General features: G+C 40.3%; 16 protein-coding genes. 9 read left to right on the top strand and 7 right to left on the bottom strand.

Features of this window, described 5'->3' with window-relative positions; genetic code table 11:
• The first annotated feature begins 12 nt into the window (after positions 1–12).
• The 6 genes from IQ236_RS15240 to IQ236_RS15215 all read left to right on the top strand — a co-directional run bounded on the left by IQ236_RS15240 (position 13) and on the right by IQ236_RS15215 (position 5,533).
• Positions 13–975 (top strand): lysylphosphatidylglycerol synthase domain-containing protein, encoded by a 963-nt coding sequence (locus IQ236_RS15240; protein WP_228041659.1) that lies wholly within the window; start codon positions 13–15, stop codon positions 973–975.
• Between the two features lie 18 nt (positions 976–993).
• A complete protein-coding gene (locus IQ236_RS15235) occupies positions 994–2,877 on the top strand; it encodes a hypothetical protein (RefSeq protein ID WP_193870021.1) in 1,884 nt (627 codons plus the stop codon).
• A 168-nt stretch (positions 2,878–3,045) separates the two neighbouring features.
• Positions 3,046–3,381 (top strand): cytochrome c6 PetJ, encoded by a 336-nt coding sequence (gene petJ / locus IQ236_RS15230; RefSeq protein ID WP_193870020.1) that lies wholly within the window; start codon positions 3,046–3,048, stop codon positions 3,379–3,381.
• A 171-nt stretch (positions 3,382–3,552) separates the two neighbouring features.
• Positions 3,553–3,975, top strand: a complete 423-nt coding sequence (locus tag IQ236_RS15225) for a BlaI/MecI/CopY family transcriptional regulator (protein WP_072719286.1) — start codon at positions 3,553–3,555, stop codon at positions 3,973–3,975.
• Complete coding sequence (locus IQ236_RS15220; RefSeq protein WP_193870019.1) at positions 3,975–4,820, top strand: M56 family metallopeptidase; 846 nt, start codon at positions 3,975–3,977, stop codon at positions 4,818–4,820. The genes IQ236_RS15225 and IQ236_RS15220 overlap by 1 nt, the downstream gene beginning before the upstream one ends.
• Before the next feature lie 224 nt (positions 4,821–5,044).
• On the top strand, positions 5,045–5,533 hold the full coding sequence (locus IQ236_RS15215; RefSeq protein WP_193870018.1) for a hypothetical protein: 489 nt from the start codon (positions 5,045–5,047) through the stop codon (positions 5,531–5,533).
• 106 nt (positions 5,534–5,639) lie between these two features.
• On the opposite strand, the gene IQ236_RS15210 is transcribed toward IQ236_RS15215, so the two are convergent.
• The 4 genes from IQ236_RS15210 to IQ236_RS15195 form a co-directional block, all read right to left on the bottom strand.
• A complete protein-coding gene (locus IQ236_RS15210; RefSeq protein ID WP_193870017.1) occupies positions 5,640–7,838 on the bottom strand; it encodes an Rne/Rng family ribonuclease in 2,199 nt (732 codons plus the stop codon).
• Between the two features lie 763 nt (positions 7,839–8,601).
• Entirely contained in the window at positions 8,602–9,801 is a 1,200-nt protein-coding gene (locus IQ236_RS15205) for an RNA-guided endonuclease InsQ/TnpB family protein (protein WP_193870016.1), read from the bottom strand.
• A gap of 238 nt (positions 9,802–10,039) precedes the next feature.
• Positions 10,040–10,180: a hypothetical protein gene (locus IQ236_RS15200; protein WP_193870015.1), complete on the bottom strand. Its 141-nt coding sequence runs from the start codon at positions 10,178–10,180 to the stop codon at positions 10,040–10,042.
• A gap of 437 nt (positions 10,181–10,617) precedes the next feature.
• A complete protein-coding gene (locus IQ236_RS15195; RefSeq protein ID WP_193870014.1) occupies positions 10,618–13,278 on the bottom strand; it encodes a TIGR03960 family B12-binding radical SAM protein in 2,661 nt (886 codons plus the stop codon).
• Between the two features lie 478 nt (positions 13,279–13,756).
• Between IQ236_RS15195 and IQ236_RS15190 the strand changes: the two genes are divergently transcribed.
• Positions 13,757–13,951: a hypothetical protein gene (locus IQ236_RS15190; RefSeq protein ID WP_072719281.1), complete on the top strand. Its 195-nt coding sequence runs from the start codon at positions 13,757–13,759 to the stop codon at positions 13,949–13,951.
• 90 nt (positions 13,952–14,041) lie between these two features.
• On the opposite strand, the gene IQ236_RS15185 is transcribed toward IQ236_RS15190, so the two are convergent.
• From IQ236_RS15185 to tadA, 3 genes are all read right to left on the bottom strand, one after another.
• Positions 14,042–14,479: a hypothetical protein gene (locus IQ236_RS15185; protein WP_193870013.1), complete on the bottom strand. Its 438-nt coding sequence runs from the start codon at positions 14,477–14,479 to the stop codon at positions 14,042–14,044.
• Between the two features lie 56 nt (positions 14,480–14,535).
• Complete coding sequence (locus tag IQ236_RS15180) at positions 14,536–15,246, bottom strand: lysophospholipid acyltransferase family protein (RefSeq protein ID WP_193870012.1); 711 nt, start codon at positions 15,244–15,246, stop codon at positions 14,536–14,538.
• Between the two features lie 108 nt (positions 15,247–15,354).
• Complete coding sequence (gene tadA / locus IQ236_RS15175) at positions 15,355–15,834, bottom strand: tRNA adenosine(34) deaminase TadA (RefSeq protein WP_193870011.1); 480 nt, start codon at positions 15,832–15,834, stop codon at positions 15,355–15,357.
• Positions 15,835–15,864: 30 nt separating this feature from the next.
• Here tadA and IQ236_RS15170 point away from each other — a divergent pair, with 30 nt between their 5' ends.
• Entirely contained in the window at positions 15,865–16,974 is a 1,110-nt protein-coding gene (locus IQ236_RS15170; protein WP_193870010.1) for a hypothetical protein, read from the top strand.
• A 97-nt stretch (positions 16,975–17,071) separates the two neighbouring features.
• Positions 17,072–19,417 (top strand): phosphoribosylformylglycinamidine synthase subunit PurL, encoded by a 2,346-nt coding sequence (gene purL / locus IQ236_RS15165; RefSeq protein WP_193870009.1) that lies wholly within the window; start codon positions 17,072–17,074, stop codon positions 19,415–19,417.
• The last annotated feature ends 71 nt before the right edge of the window (positions 19,418–19,488 follow it).

Genomic DNA, 19,488 nt, shown 5'->3' with positions numbered 1-19,488 from the left:
GGTTAAGAATCAATGTCCACCAGTTCATGGTTAAATTCCGAGATGAATCGACTGCGTAAGATTTGGCCATCTTTTCTCGGCTTTCTTCTATTTGCTCTTTCCATCTGGGCCATTAGTCAAAAGCTAGAACGATATTCTATTCAGGATGTTTTAAACAGTTTATCGAATATTCCTAAAACTCATCAATCCGGTGCAATTTTCCTGATGTTAATTAGTTATTTAATGACAACAGGTTATGATGTTTTAGCATTTAGTTATATCGGTTTCCCCCTGCATTATGGCAAAATTGCCTACGGTGCATTTATTAGTTATGCTATTAGTAATAATATTGGATTATCCATCTTAACAGGCAGTGCTCTTCGGTATCGAATCTATTCAGGATGGCGTGTTCCGGCGGGTGTAATTGCTCAAGTCATTGCTTTCGCTAACTTAACATTTTGGTTGGGATTATTTGGTGTTTGTGGGTTTGTTTTCCTGTTCACCCCTTTACAAATTCCTAGTATTTTAGATTTACCTTTTGTCTCTGTTCGTCCCATCGGAATAATCTTTCTCCTAACCATTGGTATTTATTTATTATGGAGTAGTTTCAATCATCAACCCTTGAAACTGGGAGACTGGGAATTAAATTTTCCAACCGTTGGCCTTTCCTTAGCCTTAATCGCTTTTGCATTATTCGATTGGGGGGCTGCGGGTGGCGTTTTATATTTATTATTACCAGCAGGTAGCACTTCCTCCTATCTCAGTTGTTTTAGTATTTATTTATTGGCAATGACTGCTAGTATGATTAGTAGTATTCCAGGGGGCTTAGGTGTCTTTGAAACCGTTGTTCTCACCTTGGTTTCCGCAGAAGCAAATCCAGCAGAGGTTTTAGGAGCTTTATTGGCTTATCGCGCAATTTACTATCTTCTGCCTTTAATTGTAGCGACCTTATTACTGGGAATTCATGAAATTAAAAAACAGGGTTCATTTTATTGATTCTAGGCTATTCTAATAATGCGATTGTCATCTTCTCCATCTATTGGTTTATCTCTACTCACGGCTCGAATTTTAGCACTGGTTGTCACTGCTAATTTCTGTTTAGTTGTTTTTGATTTAAGTTATATCAAATTTCGGGAATATTATTTAAAAATTGATCAACATCAACAACAATCTGAAAATACGCCTCAAAATCAATATTTACAACAAATTGATCAACTTGAAAAAACGATTAATCAATTTGGGATTGAATCTCAACAAGTTAAAATTGCCTTAGAGCAGATTCAGACATCCAGTGTAGAACTATTCATTAACAATCCTCCCTTTCCGGTTCTTAATTCATCTGGAACCTTAGCTGAAATTCAAAACCGTTTTCAAAATCAAGTCAAGGCTAAGAATTTTCAGCAAGCCTTAGAATTGTTTTGGAGTCCTGTTTATTTTAATCAGAAAACTTGGGAAAAACAATTGATTTTTTTTAATCAAAATATTCGATTTTTAATTGTTTTTTATGAACCTAGTTTAACCTATGACCTGATTAAAGGGGTTGAACCGGATCGACTTAGCCAAAACTATTTAAGAAAAGTTTCTGAATTAAAGGTTAATTTAAAATACAACGGATTAAATCACCCTAAATCCCAGAGTTTATTGAAAGAAATTCGTCAAATTAGCATAGAACTGATTGACCGTAATTATCCCTTACAATTACAACCTAATTTAGGGAAATTAACGGAAATTAAATATCGAATTATTGATCATATTTATGGTCGAGATCCCCAATTTACAACTCGACTGACACCGACCTTAAAATTTTTATATCAAATTAAAGTCTTAAATTTTTTAGCCCCAGAGTTAATTTGGTCAGATCGATCCGCTAAACAATCGTTTAACACTTTTTGGAGCCTTGAAAATTTAGAACAATATGGATGGGAAACTGAGCTTCAATTTTTTGAAGCTGAAATTCAAGAGTTAATGCAGTTATTTTATTTTCGACAGTTAGGAATAGATGGTGAATTTGTTAACCGATTTTGGTTGATTGATTTACCTTGGATTACCTTATTCTTTTTAACATTTTTAATGGAGATCTATGCCCTTCGTCGTCGTCAACCTGAGTTGACATTAAGGGAAGCTATTTTAAAATTATGGTATTATTTATTTCTATTAATTCCTAAATTATTGTTTTTGCGGTTTATTTCAGCCATTTATCACTTGAATCGAGCTAATTTTCCTAGATTACAGCCCACTATTGATTATTTGAAATTAAAATTTATCTATAGTTTTGCTCAAGAATTAATTCAGGTTTTGGTCAATCAAGGCGTTAATCAAGTTCAATCTTTTGTGAAAAAAGGAGCGATTAAAAATTTAATGGGTAATCCTGCTTCCTCCTATCAAGCCCTCGATTTTGTAGACCTGACTCAACAAGCTCCCCCAGGAATTCCTAATCGGATTGTTGAACTGACAATTACTCAGGTTTTACCTAGTATTCATCCTGAATTAGAAGCTTATGTGCATTATCAAGTTTCTCAATCTATCCAAAAATCCCCCATTTATAAAGGATTAAATAAAATTCCCGGTGTTCGTCATCTTCCCCAACAAGTTGCTAATAATGTAGCCCAAAAAATTGCGATCGCTATTTCAGAAAACCCTAAAAAATCTCTGGAGGAGGGTAAAAATAAACCCCCTGATTTTATAGCAATGCAGTTACAAAAACAATTAACTCAAAAGTTTGTAGATCAGTTACGAATCGAATTAAATAAAGAACAGATTATTGATGATGTTGAAACGATTTTAGTGAATTGGCTAGACAAACTAAAATCCAATCAAGTTAAAGATTTAGAAGCAAAATCAAGTATTAAGCCAGCTAATATTGAAGCCATGAAACAGATTTCTCCGACTCCAGATTAAGCGATATGATTAATAATTTTTAATATTGATTTGTGCCGGAGTATGCAGCTTACACAGCCTAGATGTAAACGGTTTTAAATTAGAAGTTTGACGGCCTGTCTTTTGACAAGCAGAAATCTGTTTTGCACGATAGAAGGATTGATTTAATTTCCTGAGAGGAGAATAGTGATGAAAAAGTTAATCTCAGCCTTGTTAATGATGGCAGTGGCTGTTTTAATTATTGTTCCTAGTGCATTGGCTGGAGATGTAGCAAATGGAGGTAAAGTATTTTCAGCAAATTGTGCATCTTGTCATGCTGGTGGAAAAAATCTAGTCAATGCTAAATATACCTTACAAAAAGCAGATCTCGAAAAATATGGGATGTATAGTATTGAGGCAATCACAGCCCAGGTGACAAATGGGAAAAATGCAATGCCATCTTTCAAAGGTCGTTTAAAACCAGAACAAATTGCTGATGTTGCGACTTATGTGTTGTCCCAAGCCGATCAAGGTTGGCCAAAGTAATATCAATTAATCCCAAATTTTAATACCCTTAAACCTCTCAAACCCTTGGATTAATTAAAGGGTGAGAGGTGTATCTTTATTATATCTTCTTGTCGAAACATCACCAATCCTTGATTTCTGTTCAAATCATCCACTAAACTAACGAATTAGTTGTATTTCCCTTAATTCCTTATGGCCCCTTTGCCAGATTATCGTCCTCGCCAACTGTCTCTCGGCCCATTAGAAACAGAAATCCTAGAAATCGTTTGGGACTTGGGTATTGCCACGGTTAAAGATGTCCATGAACGAATTTTAGCTGATCCTAATCGGGAATTAGCTTATACTTCAGTCACAACGGTTTTACGCCGTTTAACCGATAAAGGTTGGTTAACCTGTAATAAACAGGAACGTGCTTTTTATTGGCAATCTTTAGTCACCCGTGAACAAGCCCAGGCTATTTTGGCTTATGATCGTTTAAATCGATTTTTAGCCATTGGTAATCCTGATGTAGTAGCTTCTTTTGCTGATAGCTTGGATACAGCAAGTTTAGAACAAATTGATGCCATTGCCTCACGCCTGGATGCCATTCGTCGTCAACGGGAGGGACAACAATAATGCACTTAATGATTATTTTATTAGCCCTAGGATGCGCGGTGGGTTTACGAGTGATGCCTTTACCTCAAGGCAGAAGTTGGCATCAACGCTGGCAAAAATCACTATTTTTATTTGTTTGTCCTCCTTTGATATTACTAATGACAGCGTTGGCAGTGTTGTCGATGGGGACAAAAGGCGAAATGTTGGGACTCCAAGCCAGTTGGTTTAGTTATTTACTGGCTGTGGGGTTTGTCGCTTGGGGAATATTAATGGGTGTTCAGTTGATGAATCAATTATGGCAGTCTCAACACCGAATTGAGCGTTTATCTCAACAAATTGTGATGGGAAAAACAGCCCGAATTTTAGAAGATGATTTTCCCTACAGTGCTCAAGTTGGGTTTTGGCAACCGGAATTAGTGGTGAGTCGAGGATTATTAGAAACCTTAGATGATCTCCATTTAGAAGCCGTTATTGCCCATGAACAAGCTCATTTAAACTATCGAGATACCTTTTGGTTTTGTATTTTAGGTTGGTTAAAAACCCTCACAACTGGGCTACCTAATACAGAGAATCTATGGCAAGAATTACTGTTATTAAGAGAAATGCGGGCTGACCGTTATGCGGCACAAAAAGTCGATCCATTAGTGTTAGCAGAATCTTTATTATGTCTTGCCAAAGCTCCGTTTAAATCTCCCAATTATTGCAATTTATCGTTTAGTTGTTCGATTCGGAGTAGTCGTTTAGGAGAGCGAATCGATGCTATTTTAGCAGAAGATTCTGATACTTTAACCTGGGGATGGTGGATGTGGACGTTACTATTCTGGGTTTGTTTACCTTGGATTACAGTCCCTTTTCATTATTCTTAATTTAGGGAACAGGGAATAGGGAACAGGGAATTACGAATTACGAATTACGAATTACGAATTACGAATTACGAATTACGAATGGGGAATAGGGAATAGGGAACAGAGGGGAAAAGAAAATATGAATATAAGTTTGACAAAGTGTCTTTTGACAAGAATAACATAAGGGTGAGAAATCAAGACCAGAACAAAGGAAAAACACTTTCTTGATATAGGGTCTTGATTTCATGAACTGGCAATTTAATCTGAGAAAAGACAAAAACTTTGTCCTGGGATTTTCTCTACTATTGGGAACAGTTTTGAGTCATTTTACAGGATTGGGTCTATTATCTGTCCAAGCCGATGAACAACAGCACCATTCCGCTTCTGGTCATCATAAAACCGTGACAATTCCCCCCGGTCAACCCATTCCAACCGTTGATTTAATTGTCCATCCTGATGCTCGTCAAGGATGGAATTTAGAGTTAAAATTAACGAATTTTAAATTAACACCTGAAAACGTCAATCAAGCCATAAGTTCCTATCAGGAAGGACACGCGCATCTTTATATTAATGGCAAAAAAGTAACCCGAATTTATGGAAACTGGTATTATCTCCCCGAATTGCCCCCAGGACGTCATCAAATTCGAGTGGGTTTAACAGGAAATGGTCATGAAATGTTAATGGTTCATGATCAAGAAATTGCAGATACAGAAATGATTGAAGTTCAAGAATAACAGGGGTGTAGGGACACAGGAAGAGAGGATAACATCTTGATACTCTCTACTTCACTCCGTTCGCCCCACACCCTAGCTTCTAACCCCTAGATTGGAATAGGACAGCTTACTCCGTGACCGCAGAAGACCGACGGCGACGGCGACGAATAATGGGTTCACCCGGTTCATGGTCTGAGTCAGAAGACTCTTCTGAGAAATCCTCGTTATCGGTTTCCAAAAGCGAAAATTCTAGGGTGGGTTCCGGTTCTTCAACTTCTGGTGTTTCTCGTTCCAGAATAATCCGCTCAGAAATCGTCCGTTCAGGAATAATCCGCTCAGAAATCGTCCGTTCAGGAATAATCCGTTCAGAAATCGTCCGTTCAGGAATAATCCGCTCAGAAATCGTCCGTTCAGGAATAATCCGGTCTGTGACCCCTATAGAAATTCCAGGAATGTCGGGTTCGTCATAGTCTTCATCGATGAGGGTTGAGGGAGACACAGGGGCTTCCCCTGGGGAACGAACCGTAACAATCACCGAACGAGGGTTTTTCACCTGTTGATGGGAGAGCATCAAGGGAGAAATCCCCATCAACGCATAAACTTCCTGTTCTTCCGGGGTCATTTCCACCGAAATCACTTCCGGGGGTTCCACAGGCGGTTTAATAATTTCGGATTTTGTAGGACGACTGCGTTCACTAAATCCACTGCGGGCGGAGAACCCTTCACTGAATCCTATATCCGAACGAGACTCGCCGTATTGAACCGGAGGAGACATCCGCAGGGAAGTCCGGGGGGTTTCTTCATCTCGCGTTAACGAATCCATATCCCGAATTCGACGGCGACGGCGACGGGCGTTACTGGTGCCGATATCTTGATAACTGGGATGGTTGAGCAGTTCTAACTCTTGGAAATTATTAGACGCATCAAATTCAACGACTTCGGGTTCTTCCCGGGAAGTGGGTTCATAGGGGGAAATCGAAGTGCGTAAACTAGGCCGTTCTGGGGATTCACTACTGGCTGGTGGGGGAACAATCCGATTATTGGTCAGGACAACTCGTTCGGCGGGGGGTTCTCCGATTTCGAGTTCAATGTCTCCCGGTAGATGAACGGTATGACCTAAACCGCCACAGGTGGAACAGGTTCGCCCAAACAACTCATAAATATTTTGGCCTTGACGTTTACGGGTTAATTCCACTAACCCTAATTCCGATAATTGAGCAATTTGGGGTCGGGCTTTATCAGCTTTCAAGACTTTATTAAAATGTTCCAAGACTTGTAATTGATCTCGCCGGGAATCCATATCAATAAAGTCCACAATAATCACCCCAGCAATATTGCGTAACCTCAATTGACGGGCAATTTCCGTGGCGGCTTCACAATTTGTCCATAACACAGTTTCTCGTGATGTCGCTGAACGGGTAAAGGAGCCAGAGTTAACATCAATCACCGTTAAGGCTTCCGTCGGTTCAATAATAATATAACCCCCTGACGGTAAATCAACTCTGGGTCTTAAGGCTTCTCGAATAGCTGCATTGACTCGGAAATACTCTAAAATCGGAATTCGTTCCCGGTGGTGGTCAATTAAGACTCCTTGAGGTGCTTTTCCGACGCTCCAATTCATCAAATGTTGTTTGACCCGCTTCACCGCAGGGCTATTATCCACCACAATTCGGTTAACTTCGGTGCTGTACATATCTCGCAGCACCCGTTGAATAAAGTCATTATCTCGATTTAACAAAGCCGGAGGGCGGGAAGATTGAGCTTCTTGTTGAATCACTTCCCATTGTTTTTGCAGACTTTCTAAATCTTCTAAAATCGCATCTTCGGCCATGCCTTCGGCTTCTGTCCGCACTAATAACCCCATTCCAGAGGGTTTAATTAAAATGGCTAAGGCCCTTAAACGGTTGCGTTCTGTTTCTGAACGAATGCGCCGCGATAAATTTACCCCCCTGCCATAAGGCATTAACACTAAATACCGTCCGGGTAAGGAAATATTTCCGGTTAATCGGGGGCCTTTGGTTCCCGTAGGTTCCTTCATCACCTGCACCAGCACTTTCTGTTGGGGCGTTAATAATTCAGTGATAGAACCGGACGTTCGTTTTAAGCGTAATGGCCCTAAGTCGGAAACATGGATAAATCCATTGCGCTCAGGATCTCCAATATTGACAAATGCGGCATCAATCCCTGGTAGGACATTTTCAACGATACCCAGATAAATATCACTAACTTGGTGATTTCCGGTCGCTACAACCAGTTCTTGAATTTGATCTTCTGAAAAAACCGCCGCGATACGTTGTTGTTCTGCGATAATAATTTGTTTTGACATTCAATTCCCTCAAAACTGAGTCATATTGAAGGCACCTACGTTGCGTGTACCTCGCAATATTGACGTGATTAGTAAATCTATGAATGCGAATGGTCGCCCTTTAGGAAGACTAAAAACCGAAGACAGGAAGCCGGAGGAAATTAGGTGAGTAATTGTTTAAAAATAACGGTTAATACTGAACCTAATCCCATCGCAAAAATCCATCAACCGTCAGCCTTAAACCGTTATGGGCAACTGAAATGAAAGCAGGTTATTTGTTATCCGTTAGCCTTCATCATTTTCTGTGTAAAACGATACTTGGGTTTGACAGGGGTTTCCCTCTTGACAGACTCAGCACACCGTATCCGCCTTCCCAAAAGTTTTTTAGAGCGTACAGCTTAGATCGCACGGTCTAAGCTACACAATATCCCCTAATCCTCACTGAACTGGACTTAAACCTAGGCCCTTCAGGTAAGTTTGTTTTGTTCTGGTCTTAAGACATATACCAGAAAAAGTTTTATTGTCAAATACTGGCATAAACAAAATGCCACATTGCCAATCAAATGAATTGAATTTGAGCTACTGCAACCCTAGGACAATTTTGGATATTGACCTTATTTTTTCCTGTATTGAGATCCTTCTAAGTCGGTATTCCCATCAAAGATGATTCTCTACAGGCTTAAACTTGGAACAACCTTCCCCCTAGTTCTATTCAAGAAAGCGAATGTTCCCACACGAGACTTCGCTACTTTTTTCCTGATTTCCGTGAACTACCAACACTTCTCTACGAGTAAGTGTTGGCTTCTGATTTCTTAGCCCGACGCCCTTTCACCTTACGGTTATCCGGTCTTATACAGGCTCCATCAGCAGAGACGGGGTTCCCTCCGCCTTCAATTTTAATTCTGATGCCTTCATTCCTGATGTTGAGTGCAGCGTTACTATCTCGGTCATGATGAGTATGGCAGTTAGGACAATCCCATTCCCTGATATTTAGAGACAACTCATCTAGTACATGACCGCAACTCGAACAAGTTTTAGAACTAGGGAAGAAGCGACCAATTTCTATTAATTCGCCTTCTTTTTGCTTGAGTTTGTAATCTATGAAGTTTACAAACATTCCCCATCCTACATCAGATATTGATTTTGATAGCTTCCGGTTTTTAACCATTCCCTTGACATTGAGGTTTTCAATGACAATAACTTGGCTTTCGTCTACCAACTTTCTTGATAATTTATGCAAGAAATCTTGGCGGGAATTAGCTATTCTCTCATGAACCTTAGCTACAATCTTCTTGAACCGCTCTCTCGCAGAACTTCCTTTGGTTTTTCGAGAGAGTTTGTTCTGTTTTCGGGCTAGATTTTTCTGGTGACGATATAAATGCTTGGGGTTAGCGTATTTAGTTGCGTTATCACCATCATGAACAATTGCAAAATCTTTTAACCCCAGATCAATCCCAATAATCTTATCTCCTGACTGTTTAATATCAGTTCCTTCAACTTCGTATAAAATTGAAGCAAAGTATTTGTTAGTTGCAGTTTTAGAGATTGTTACCGTTTTAATCTTTCCCGTGACTTCTCGGTGAAAAACTGCTTTAATCTCACCAATCTTAGGGACTTTCAGATAGTCACTGTTAACAGTAACATTTTGGGGATATTGAATTGATTGCTGATGATGCTTGGACTTGAATCTCGGAAACTTAGCTCGGACTTCAAAAAAGTTTTTATAGGCTCTGTCTAAGTTAATTGCTACACATTGGAGAACCGATGAGTAACAATCTTCCTTAAGCCAAGGATATTCTTTTTTGAGTTGAGGGAGCATTCCCTTATAAGATGCTAGTTTTAGACTTTTTCCAGTTTCTTTATAGTGCTGAATGCAGGCATTTAAGGCATAGTTCCAATACCACCTTGCACAACCAAACGATTTAGCTAACGCTAATTCTTGTTCGGGTGTTGGGTATAGCCTAACCTGAATTGCTTTCAACACTTTTGCATCACCTCCTTTCTGGTTTTATTATAACCAATTATTAAACATTCTAGTCCCTGACCGCAATTCATCCCACGCTGCCAATCACGGGTCAGACGTGGGGCACGCATGCGGAAGAAGCTAACTTTCAGCAACATTAAGGTTTCTGGATTTCTCAACCGCCCAAGGGACAGGTACGCTACTCCTAAAAGTAGGTTGGGGTTTCAAAGCTCAACCTTTCTAAACCCTTGATTCTTGACTATCGAATGATTATCAATTGACAAAGAGTTGTCCAATATTTTCCCATCCTTTCTAAATCAGGATCGGGTTTTATACAACTGTCGTCAGCCATCAAGGTGACTTTGGCTTGACATCCTCCACTGCCTAAAGGCGAGTGCATTCTTCACCACGCCGCAAGGGTCGCTGAATGGGGTTGACGCTTCACAGATCAATGCCTAAGTGTTTAGGTCTTACCCAATCTCCACGTCCGTTTAGAGTCTCCGAATGCCCTCCGGCGACTTAAGCTTAACCTCGTTCACTCAGTTAAACTTTTTTAATTTGTTAATTGATGCGTTCAAGGTTGGACTGAACCATTGCCTTACCTCCGCTTCCCCTTTCTCATCGTCAACCCCACAGGACTTTCAACCTTGTTATTGGGTTTCGGAGTATCTTTGATAGGGTGGTTTTTTTACGACCTCGAACATTTTAACACAAAACTGAATAACAAGCCGTCCTAGAAGAGCTTGCCCTGAGTTTGTCGTTCGTGACGAGGTTTTAAACCCAACATTTCCGATAACACTGGATGAAATGCAAATTTTCTCAGTCCGTAGAACTTTGTTAGTCGTGGGTTAAAAGCTGCTGACGGTGGATGTGTAACAATTGAAACTCTTGGTGAGTCACTTGTTCTAACATCTCAATAATATGTTCCGGTCGCAGTTGTGTCCCATCATTGAGACAAGTTCCGACATAACGCAGCACTGTCCCTTCGGGAGAAATTATGTCCAGTTCCTGTAACTGTTCTCGTAAATTGATTAATTTCTTTTTCCCTGATTTTGTGGTTTTTTCCCATAGAATTTCTGAGGTGGCTTTAACGCGATTTATCCACTCTAACCATTGCGGTGAATTTCCGGTTTCGGATTTCCATTGGATGGTTAAATGATATTCTGCTTGTTTAACAACATCGGTTAAAGAAGGAGAGTTTACAGGAATATCTTGGATAGAATATAGGGGTATTGTTTCGGGTAAACCCTCGGCTAATTTTTGGCGAAATTCTTCTAAATCAATCAATTCTGTTAATTCAAAATCAACAATTTCTCCGCTACTGGTTGCCCCTAATGGTAAGGCATAAGCAATAGAAATTCGCGGACTAGGGCGATATCCGGCGGTAAAAGCTAGGGGAAGGGAAGCACGACGAACCGCCCGATCTAATAATTTTAATAAATCCAAATGTCCGACTAACGCCATATCCCCTAATTTGCCAAACCAAACTCTTAACCGTTGAACTTTTTGAGTATTCGGAATAAATTCTCCAGAAAATTTAGGAATGGCTGGAGATTCAATGACAATATTATGACCAAAATCCGTTCCACAAACACCACAATGGGAACAACTCTCAAAAGAACAATCAGGAACAGTCGCCGCTTCTAACGCTCGTTTTAAATCATCTTTTAACCAATTTTTATCAATCCCACTATTAATATGATCCCAAGGTAAGGATTGATCTAATAAAGTTTGATCCATCTGTAGAGACGCGCCATGGCTCGTCTCTACGGGGTTGTCAGGGGTTTCTACAGATTGGATTAAACTCCATTCTCCGCTTTCAACTCGACGATATTTCCAGCTTAAACCCGCTTCTTCGATCGCCTGTGTCCAAGCACCAAAAGCCCGATCTAAACTTTCCCACCAGGAGTCCATACCAGCACCCAGTTCCCAGGCTCTACGAACAACTGATCCTAAACGGCGATCGCCTCGACCGACAAAATCCTCCATTGCTGATATTCTAACATCAGTAAAATTCGCTTTCACCCCTTTCATCCGGCGAAATTCCTGTCTTAATAATTTTTGTTTCCGTTCAAATTCTGTTGTTGAAACGGAATGCCATTGAAAGGGAGTATGAGGTTTGGGGGTAAAGTTAGAAATGGTTAAATTAAAGTTTAATTTTCTGCGATCTTGAGCCGAACATTCTCGTTGTAACCAAGCCACTGTTTCAGCAATTCCTAATACATCCGCATCGGTTTCTCCAGGTAAACCAATCATAAAATAGAGTTTAATTTTATCCCATCCTTGTTCAAAGGCCGTTTTAACTCCCTTTAATAATTCTTCATTGGTTAACCCTTTATTAATAATATCTCGCATCCGTTGAGTTCCCGCTTCAGGGGCAAAAGTTAACCCACTTTGTCGCGTTCCCCCAATAATATTAGCAATATTTTCATCAAAGCGATCTACCCGTTGACTCGGTAAAGCTAAATTAACATTGTAATCTTTGAGGCGGTTTTTAATTTCCATTCCCACCGAGGGTAAAGATAAATAATCCGAACAACTCAAAGATAATAAAGAAAATTCATTGTAACCCGTTTCTTTCATACCTCTTTCAACAGTATGAATCACCGCTTCCGGTTCCACATCACGCGCCGGACGGGTTAACATTCCCGGTTGACAAAAGCGACAACCCCTTGTACAACCCCGTCGAACTTCAATCACTAACCGATCGTGAACCGTTTGGACATAAGGCACAAATTTAATCGAATAAGCGGGCATTGGGGCGGCAACCCGTCTTAAAATTTGAGCGGGAACATCAGCCCGTTTAGGATGAACAGAACCTTCTTCTGACATCTGATAAAATTGGGGAACATAAACCCCTGGAATTTGCGCTAAATCTAATAAAACTGCTTCTCGATTTAAGTTATTCTTCTTACCTTCTTCTAATATTAATCCAATTTCGGGTAATAATTCTTCGCCATCTCCTAACGCAATAAAATCAAAAAAATCAGCGTAGGGTTCGGGGTTAGAAGTTGCCGTTTGTCCTCCCGCAAAAATTAATGGATAATGGAGTTGATTCGGATTAGTTTCAGTTTCCCAAACCGAATAATTTTGTCGCTCTTTCCACGTTAAAGGAATGTGCGCTAAATCTAACATTTCTAGGATATTAGTTGCCCCTAATTCGTAGCTAAGGCTAAATCCTAAAATATCAAAATCCATTAAAAAACGCCGGGACTCAACAGCAAATAGAGGAGTTTGAGTTTCGCGTAATTTTTTAGCAAAATCCGGTGCTGGGAGATAGGCGCGATCGCATAATTGCCGAGGTTGAGTGTTTAAAATATTGTAGAGAATAACATGACCTAAATTAGAAACACCCACCTCATAAACTTCAGGATAAGTTAACGACCAACGCACGAGGGCGGACTCCCAGGGTTTACGTTTCGCGCCTAACTCCTGACCCAAATAACGTGCAGGTTGGTGAATTTCCGGTGTAATCAGTTGTTCTACTGCGACGGCCAAAGTCAACCTCACCTTTATTGAATCTTGTCATCTGATCATTGTAGCAGCCTTCTGTAATTCGTTGGGGGTCAAATCCTAGAGTAAAAATGTTACTCTGATCAGGGTATTGTTTTTTTCAGTAAGAATTGTTGTGTAACTGATTAAATAAGGGGATTAGGCTAAAATACGAGAACCCTATTTAAGAAAAAAATAGTAACAATTAACACATGAATTAATATCCGTAAGTGAAATAAAATGTTTTAAACTGAAATTGCCCAAAATAGATTTATTTTTTCGGCTACCTTTTCAATAGCAGGTAAGAATGTATCCAAAAACACTGAAAAATATACCCTAAGTTGGATTGGCTGGGGACGGAATAAATGTTGGTAAAGTTCCCATCCCTTCAGTGATAAGGATCACTCAACAAAAAAGGACTCGATCACCATCAGATCAGGAAATTCATAAGACAATAAAGGTATCTGAGTTGTCTGTACTTACCATGTCCGCAACTAATATGATTCGTAAACTCGTTGAAAAAGCACTCTATTTCAAATGTCTGACCCCGGAAATCGAAAATGCGATTAACACTGAGTTAACCCGACTCGGTTATATTTCAGATGTGGATTATGAAGCCCTAGAACTATTAATGGAAGAAATGGATGCAGGTCGTATTCGATTAATTTCTAGCCATTAATGAGTTCACCGTTTAAAATTTTGATATAGCCAAATAAAATATTTTCAGCGATTAGGTTGACGGTGCTTACTAAACGTGTTTTTCAGTTCATTAAACATCAACTTCAGGATGATCAACAGACTGAAAAACATCAGGATAAGCTTGCCAAACCTGACGAATAAACTCTCGCAATTGTTGGTGAGCAGAACAAGCATTAACGGGTTTAATTCTAGGAGAATTGATCTCTGGAGAGTCTAACTGAGCTAGAAAGGGAATAACCTCCGTATCTAAAGCGGCTCTAAATAACTGAGTCGGCCAAATTAAATCAGGGCTTTGGTGTAAATTGTATAAAATCAAGGATTCTGGAGTATTCGGAAAATCCCAATAATTACCTTGATCCGGATCGGCTAATCCTTCAATTAACATCAAAGGTCGTACCCAACACACTCCCCGAAATTCGACAACTTGAATGACTTCTGCATATAAACAACGGTTGAGATGATTTAATCCCACAATCTGACCGGGCTGGAAATTTAAGCTAGAGTTCATTCCTATTGATTTAATCCAAACAACATATTGCTGACTCTTAATCTTGATTATAACGGTTATTGCTGATCAATTTGATGGAGGGCAAATTCTAAATCTTGCATCAGAGATTGAGCATTTTTCTTAATCGAACCTTGAGCATAATCAAGAACTGATAAGGGAGAACCAATCCTAACTTGAACGCGAGCACCTTGATGGGGGATAATCGGATCATAGTGTAAGGACATCGGTACAATTTTAATCCCTAAATTGTGATAGCTGGTTTCCGCTTGTAGTGCTAAACGAGCGAGTCCCGGTTTGAGGGGGTGAACTTGATGATCCTGAAAAATATTACCTTCTGGAAAAATCACTAACATTTCTCCTTGGTGGAGTAATTCTAACCCATAACGGAGGGTGGCAATAGTCGGGTGTTTTTGATTCACCGCAAACCCCCCTAAATGACGAATAAACCAGCCTTGGAGTCCTTTCATTTCATCCACTGTCACCATAAATCGTAAATCTCGTCCTGTGACATGGCGACCCGTTGCAAAGGGAACGATCAAGGCATCCCAACGAGAACGATGGGTCGGTGCTAAAATAACAGGGCCTTGTTTGGGAAGATGTTCTTGGCCAATGACTTCCAGGGATTTGAAATAGAACGGTAAAACAAAATATCGTCCCAAGGGGTAAACCAGGGAAGCTAACCAGGGGGAAACATCAGAATTAGTGGGTGTTTCCTTTGTCGGGATGGACATTCTTGCAGAAGATTGATGAGAGTCAAGGATGAGCATAATGGTTTTCTGGATCAAATAAACCTCTTAACTTTAGATTAAAAAGTTTAAAAGGGATTATCTATGGGGTTCAGGACAGTTTTTCTATTGTCTGTTTAGCAAAGCTGTTCAATGGCGTTTTTGAGCAAACCAAGCTTGTAACTGTTGACGACAGGAAGATTCTAATATTCCTCCTAAAACCGATAACCGATGAAACGAACAAGCACTATCAGGAAGGTTCGCAACGGTGCGAATAGTACCCGTTTTAGGATCATCTGCACCATAAACCAATAACCCTAAACGAGCTTGTAAAATTGCTCCGGTACACATCGGACAGGGTTCTAAAGTAACGTAGAGGGTACAAGTATTGAGATGCCAATTTTTTAAGATTTTACCTGCTTTTCGTAGTGCTAATATTTCTGCATGGGCGGTGGGGTCACAGTCTCTTTCTTTGCGGTTTTGAGCTTGGGAAATTAATTGATTATTCTGATTAATAATAATAGCGCCAACGGGCACTTCTCCAGCTTCTCCCGCTTGTTGCGCTAATTCTAAGGCTTGATTCATCCAATATTGATGGATAGAATAATTGTTAATTTGGGGAATAGTCATTTTAGAGCACCATAAAACTGCATTAATTTTATGAGATACCTTGAAAAAGATCATGCTCAGGATTTGTATAGGGATCTTAAAAAAAAGTTTGTTAATAGAATTCCGCCTATTATCTGTTCCATAAAAGGTGCTGGTGTTCATTGGTGTTGTTGGGTAAAATCTGGTTTTAAGATTTGTTCTATAGAATGCTTTGATCAGTTTGGAACTCCTGAATATTTTATCTCATTTGGGAAAAATTCTAAAAGAGTAGCGACGGGGCGGACATCCTCAAAACTTGATACAATTAACGCGGTGGATGACTGGATTCGAGGGGATGAACTTTCTATCCTTTACAAGAAGTTTTCATTTATTGACCGATGCAAACGAGATATAATCAACGTCTATAAGGATTTAGTTGCTGCTGATCCAAACTTATCGAAATTAGTCAAGATTGAGCGTTGTCTTTCCTATAACTATAAACTTTGGTTTGAAAGTGATGATCGAAAATACAATATTGCTTTTGATCATCAAAGCCAAATTCTAAATGCAGCTTTCTATGGAGATAATACCCTACTATTTACCCTCAAAACTCAAGATCGAAGAAGTTTAGCAAAACTTTTAAAGCGGTGGATCTGCGATCGCGCTTTACCCTCCCAAATCCAGACAGAATTTCCCTTGGCTGTGATGGAAAATCTTGCCGATTTTTACGAGCAAGAAAACTTAATTGAAGGTAAACGGATTCAAAGTTGGGACAGCTTGGAAAAATTTTACGCGCCTAGTAGATTCTTGTTTATGAACAATGAACTCGCTAACCTCATGACGGAACTGGTAAAGTCTATGAGAAAAGAAGGCTATGATCAATATTTTATGGCTTCCCAAGGACATGATATATTATTTTTATCATCCTTCAAAAAAAATGGAGATTTGAGTCATTTTTCTTTGAGTTTTTCGGGAGAATGTGAGAGAGCGCAAGTTGATGGCAAAGAAACATTAATTCAAGGGTTGAAAGTTACTTATTCTGTAGCGGGTAAAACTATTGAGGAATTTGAAGAAGATCAGATCATTTTAACCCCAAGAATTCGTCATCTTTTGCATCAGTTAGTAAAACATCAGATTAACTATAGCAATCCGCGCCTTCGAGACGGAGGTTGTAATGATTGACAACTGACATGAAACAGCCAGAAGTATTATCCCTGTTCCCTGTTCCCTTTTAATATAAAATAAATAATGCTGTCTGCAAAGTGCGATCGCTTAACCCATGTCTAACGAAACCAATTGTCCCTTTTCTGCTGAAGAAATCGCTTCTGAAGGCATTAAACCCGAAGAATATAAAGAAATAGTCCGACGCTTAGGACGACACCCCAATAAAGCAGAATTGGGGATGTTTGGCGTGATGTGGAGTGAACACTGTTGTTATAAAAATTCCCGTCCCCTCCTCAAACAATTTCCGACGACGGGAGAGAGAATATTAGTTGGGCCAGGAGAAAATGCCGGAGTTGTGGACTTTGGCGATGGACTGCATATTGCCTTTAAAATAGAATCCCATAATCACCCTTCGGCTATTGAACCCTTCCAAGGTGCTGCTACAGGAGTCGGAGGAATATTAAGAGATATCTTTACAATGGGGGCGCGTCCCATTGCGGCGTTAAATTCTTTGCGGTTTGGTTCCTTAGAAGATTCTCGAACTCGACAAATCTTTAAAGGGGTTGTTTCAGGTATCTCTAATTATGGGAATAGTTTCGGGGTTCCAACTGTTGGCGGTGAGGTTTATTTTGATCCCGCTTATAACGGAAATCCCCTGGTTAATGCGATGGCAATTGGGTTAATGGAAACCCCAGAAATTGTAAAATCCGGTGCTTCTGGTATTGGAAATCCGGTGTTATATGTTGGTTCAACAACGGGGCGAGATGGCATGGGTGGCGCGAGTTTTGCTAGTGCTGAATTAAGCGAAGAATCGATCCAAGATCGCCCCGCAGTACAAGTGGGAGATCCGTTTTTAGAAAAGTCTTTAGTTGAAGCGTGTTTAGAAGCCTTTAAAACCGGGGCGGTCGTTGCAGCCCAAGATATGGGAGCCGCAGGAATTACCTGCTCAACGTCAGAAATGGCGGCAAAAGGTGGGGTCGGAATTGAACTGGATTTAGACTTAATTCCGGTACGAGAAACGGGAATGGTGCCCTATGAATATCTGTTATCGGAATCTCAAGAACGGATGTTATTTGTGGCTCAAAAAGGGCGGGAACAGGAGTTAATTGAGATTTTCCATCGGTGGGGATTACAAGCGGTTGTAGCAGGAACAGTGATTGCCGAACCTATCGTTAGAATTTTATTTAAAAAGGGAATTGCGGCGGAAATTCCAGCCGATGCTTTAGCAGAAAATACGCCATTATATCCGAGAGAAATATTATCGCAACCGCCAGAATATGCCCAAAAAGCATGGCAATGGATACCGGAATCTTTACCTCAATCTACAATTTCAGGACTGGAAATTAACGGCGAATTTCAATCGTGGAATCACGTTTTATTAACGTTATTAGATACTCCTTCTATTGCCTCTAAACGCTGGGTTTATCGTCAATATGATCATCAAGTTCAAAATAATACCGTGTTGGTTCCTGGGGGCGGAGATGCGGCCGTAATTCGATTAAGGCCGTTGGAACCTGTTCCGAATTTCCAAGGGCCAATTAACAAGGGATTAGCCGCAACCGTAGACTGTAACTCTCGCTATGTGTATCTTGACCCCTACGAAGGAGCAAAAGCAACGGTAGCAGAAGCCGCCCGGAATTTAAGTTGTGTCGGTGCTGAACCTATTGCGGTGACGGATAACTTAAATTTTGGCAGTCCTGAAAAACCTATTGGATATTGGCAGTTAGCGGAAGCCTGTCGAGGGATTTCCGATGGCTGTAAAGCCTTTAATACTCCGGTGACGGGGGGGAATGTGTCGCTTTATAATGAAACCCTGGATGCACAGGGAAATCCAGAAGCCATTTATCCGACTCCGGTGGTGGGAATGGTGGGATTAATTGCGGATTTAACGAAAATTTGTGGCCAAGGTTGGCAAAATTCGGGGGATTTAATCTATCTTTTGGGGGATGACAAAGTTTTACCCACCTTGGGCGCATCTGAATATCTAGCCGTGTTACATGGAACTATTGCAGGTAAACCTCCCAGAGTCGATTTTGAGTTAGAACAAAAAGTTCAAACCGCCTGTCGAGAAGGCATTCGTCAAGGGTGGATTCAATCGGCCCATGATTGTGCTGAAGGGGGGTTAGCGGTGGCCTTAGCTGAATGTTGCATGAGTAGTCAAAAAGGCGCAATGGTTAAGCTGAGTTTAAGTTCTGACTCTTCCCCCCGTTGGGATAATATTCTGTTTGCAGAAGGCGGAGGACGAATTTTGGTTTCTGTTAATCCTGAAAATCAATCCGTTTGGGAAACCTATCTGCAACAACACTTAGGAGCAGAAAACTACATCTGGCAAAACTTGGGTTATGTGGGTTCGGAGTCTGAATCTTTACAAATTCTCACGGCTGATGATCACAGCTTAATAGAGGTTAATGTTGCAGAAATGCAGGTTTCCTATGAAAACGCTATTGAACGACGGTTATGAATAATCAGTGATCAGTCGAGAAATAGACAGTTGATTCACTCGCATAGCGGGAGTCTGTACAGGCGGGTTCA

Origin of the sequence: Planktothrix mougeotii LEGE 06226, from assembly GCF_015207485.1 — a bacterium.
Lineage (GTDB): Bacteria > Cyanobacteriota > Cyanobacteriia > Cyanobacteriales > Microcoleaceae > Planktothrix.
The sequence above is the reverse complement of the archived record's forward strand: the minus strand, read 5'-3'. Positions and strand labels throughout refer to the sequence as shown.

What these genes read in the sequence shown, in the direction of transcription:
- IQ236_RS15185 (WP_193870013.1), bottom strand. Translation starts at nt 14,479, where the DNA reads ATGAACTCTAGCTTAAATTTCCAGCCCGGTCAGATTGTGGGATTAAAT.
- IQ236_RS15210 (WP_193870017.1), bottom strand. Translation starts at nt 7,838, where the DNA reads ATGTCAAAACAAATTATTATCGCAGAACAACAACGTATCGCGGCGGTT.
- IQ236_RS15240 (WP_228041659.1), top strand. Translation starts at nt 13, where the DNA reads ATGTCCACCAGTTCATGGTTAAATTCCGAGATGAATCGACTGCGTAAG.
- IQ236_RS15235 (WP_193870021.1), top strand. Translation starts at nt 994, where the DNA reads ATGCGATTGTCATCTTCTCCATCTATTGGTTTATCTCTACTCACGGCT.
- IQ236_RS15200 (WP_193870015.1), bottom strand. Translation starts at nt 10,180, where the DNA reads ATGCACTCGCCTTTAGGCAGTGGAGGATGTCAAGCCAAAGTCACCTTG.
- IQ236_RS15170 (WP_193870010.1), top strand. Translation starts at nt 15,865, where the DNA reads ATGAGATACCTTGAAAAAGATCATGCTCAGGATTTGTATAGGGATCTT.
- IQ236_RS15215 (WP_193870018.1), top strand. Translation starts at nt 5,045, where the DNA reads ATGAACTGGCAATTTAATCTGAGAAAAGACAAAAACTTTGTCCTGGGA.
- purL (WP_193870009.1), top strand. Translation starts at nt 17,072, where the DNA reads ATGTCTAACGAAACCAATTGTCCCTTTTCTGCTGAAGAAATCGCTTCT.
- IQ236_RS15180 (WP_193870012.1), bottom strand. Translation starts at nt 15,246, where the DNA reads ATGCTCATCCTTGACTCTCATCAATCTTCTGCAAGAATGTCCATCCCG.
- IQ236_RS15225 (WP_072719286.1), top strand. Translation starts at nt 3,553, where the DNA reads ATGGCCCCTTTGCCAGATTATCGTCCTCGCCAACTGTCTCTCGGCCCA.
- IQ236_RS15190 (WP_072719281.1), top strand. Translation starts at nt 13,757, where the DNA reads ATGTCCGCAACTAATATGATTCGTAAACTCGTTGAAAAAGCACTCTAT.
- petJ (WP_193870020.1), top strand. Translation starts at nt 3,046, where the DNA reads ATGAAAAAGTTAATCTCAGCCTTGTTAATGATGGCAGTGGCTGTTTTA.
- IQ236_RS15220 (WP_193870019.1), top strand. Translation starts at nt 3,975, where the DNA reads ATGCACTTAATGATTATTTTATTAGCCCTAGGATGCGCGGTGGGTTTA.
- tadA (WP_193870011.1), bottom strand. Translation starts at nt 15,834, where the DNA reads ATGACTATTCCCCAAATTAACAATTATTCTATCCATCAATATTGGATG.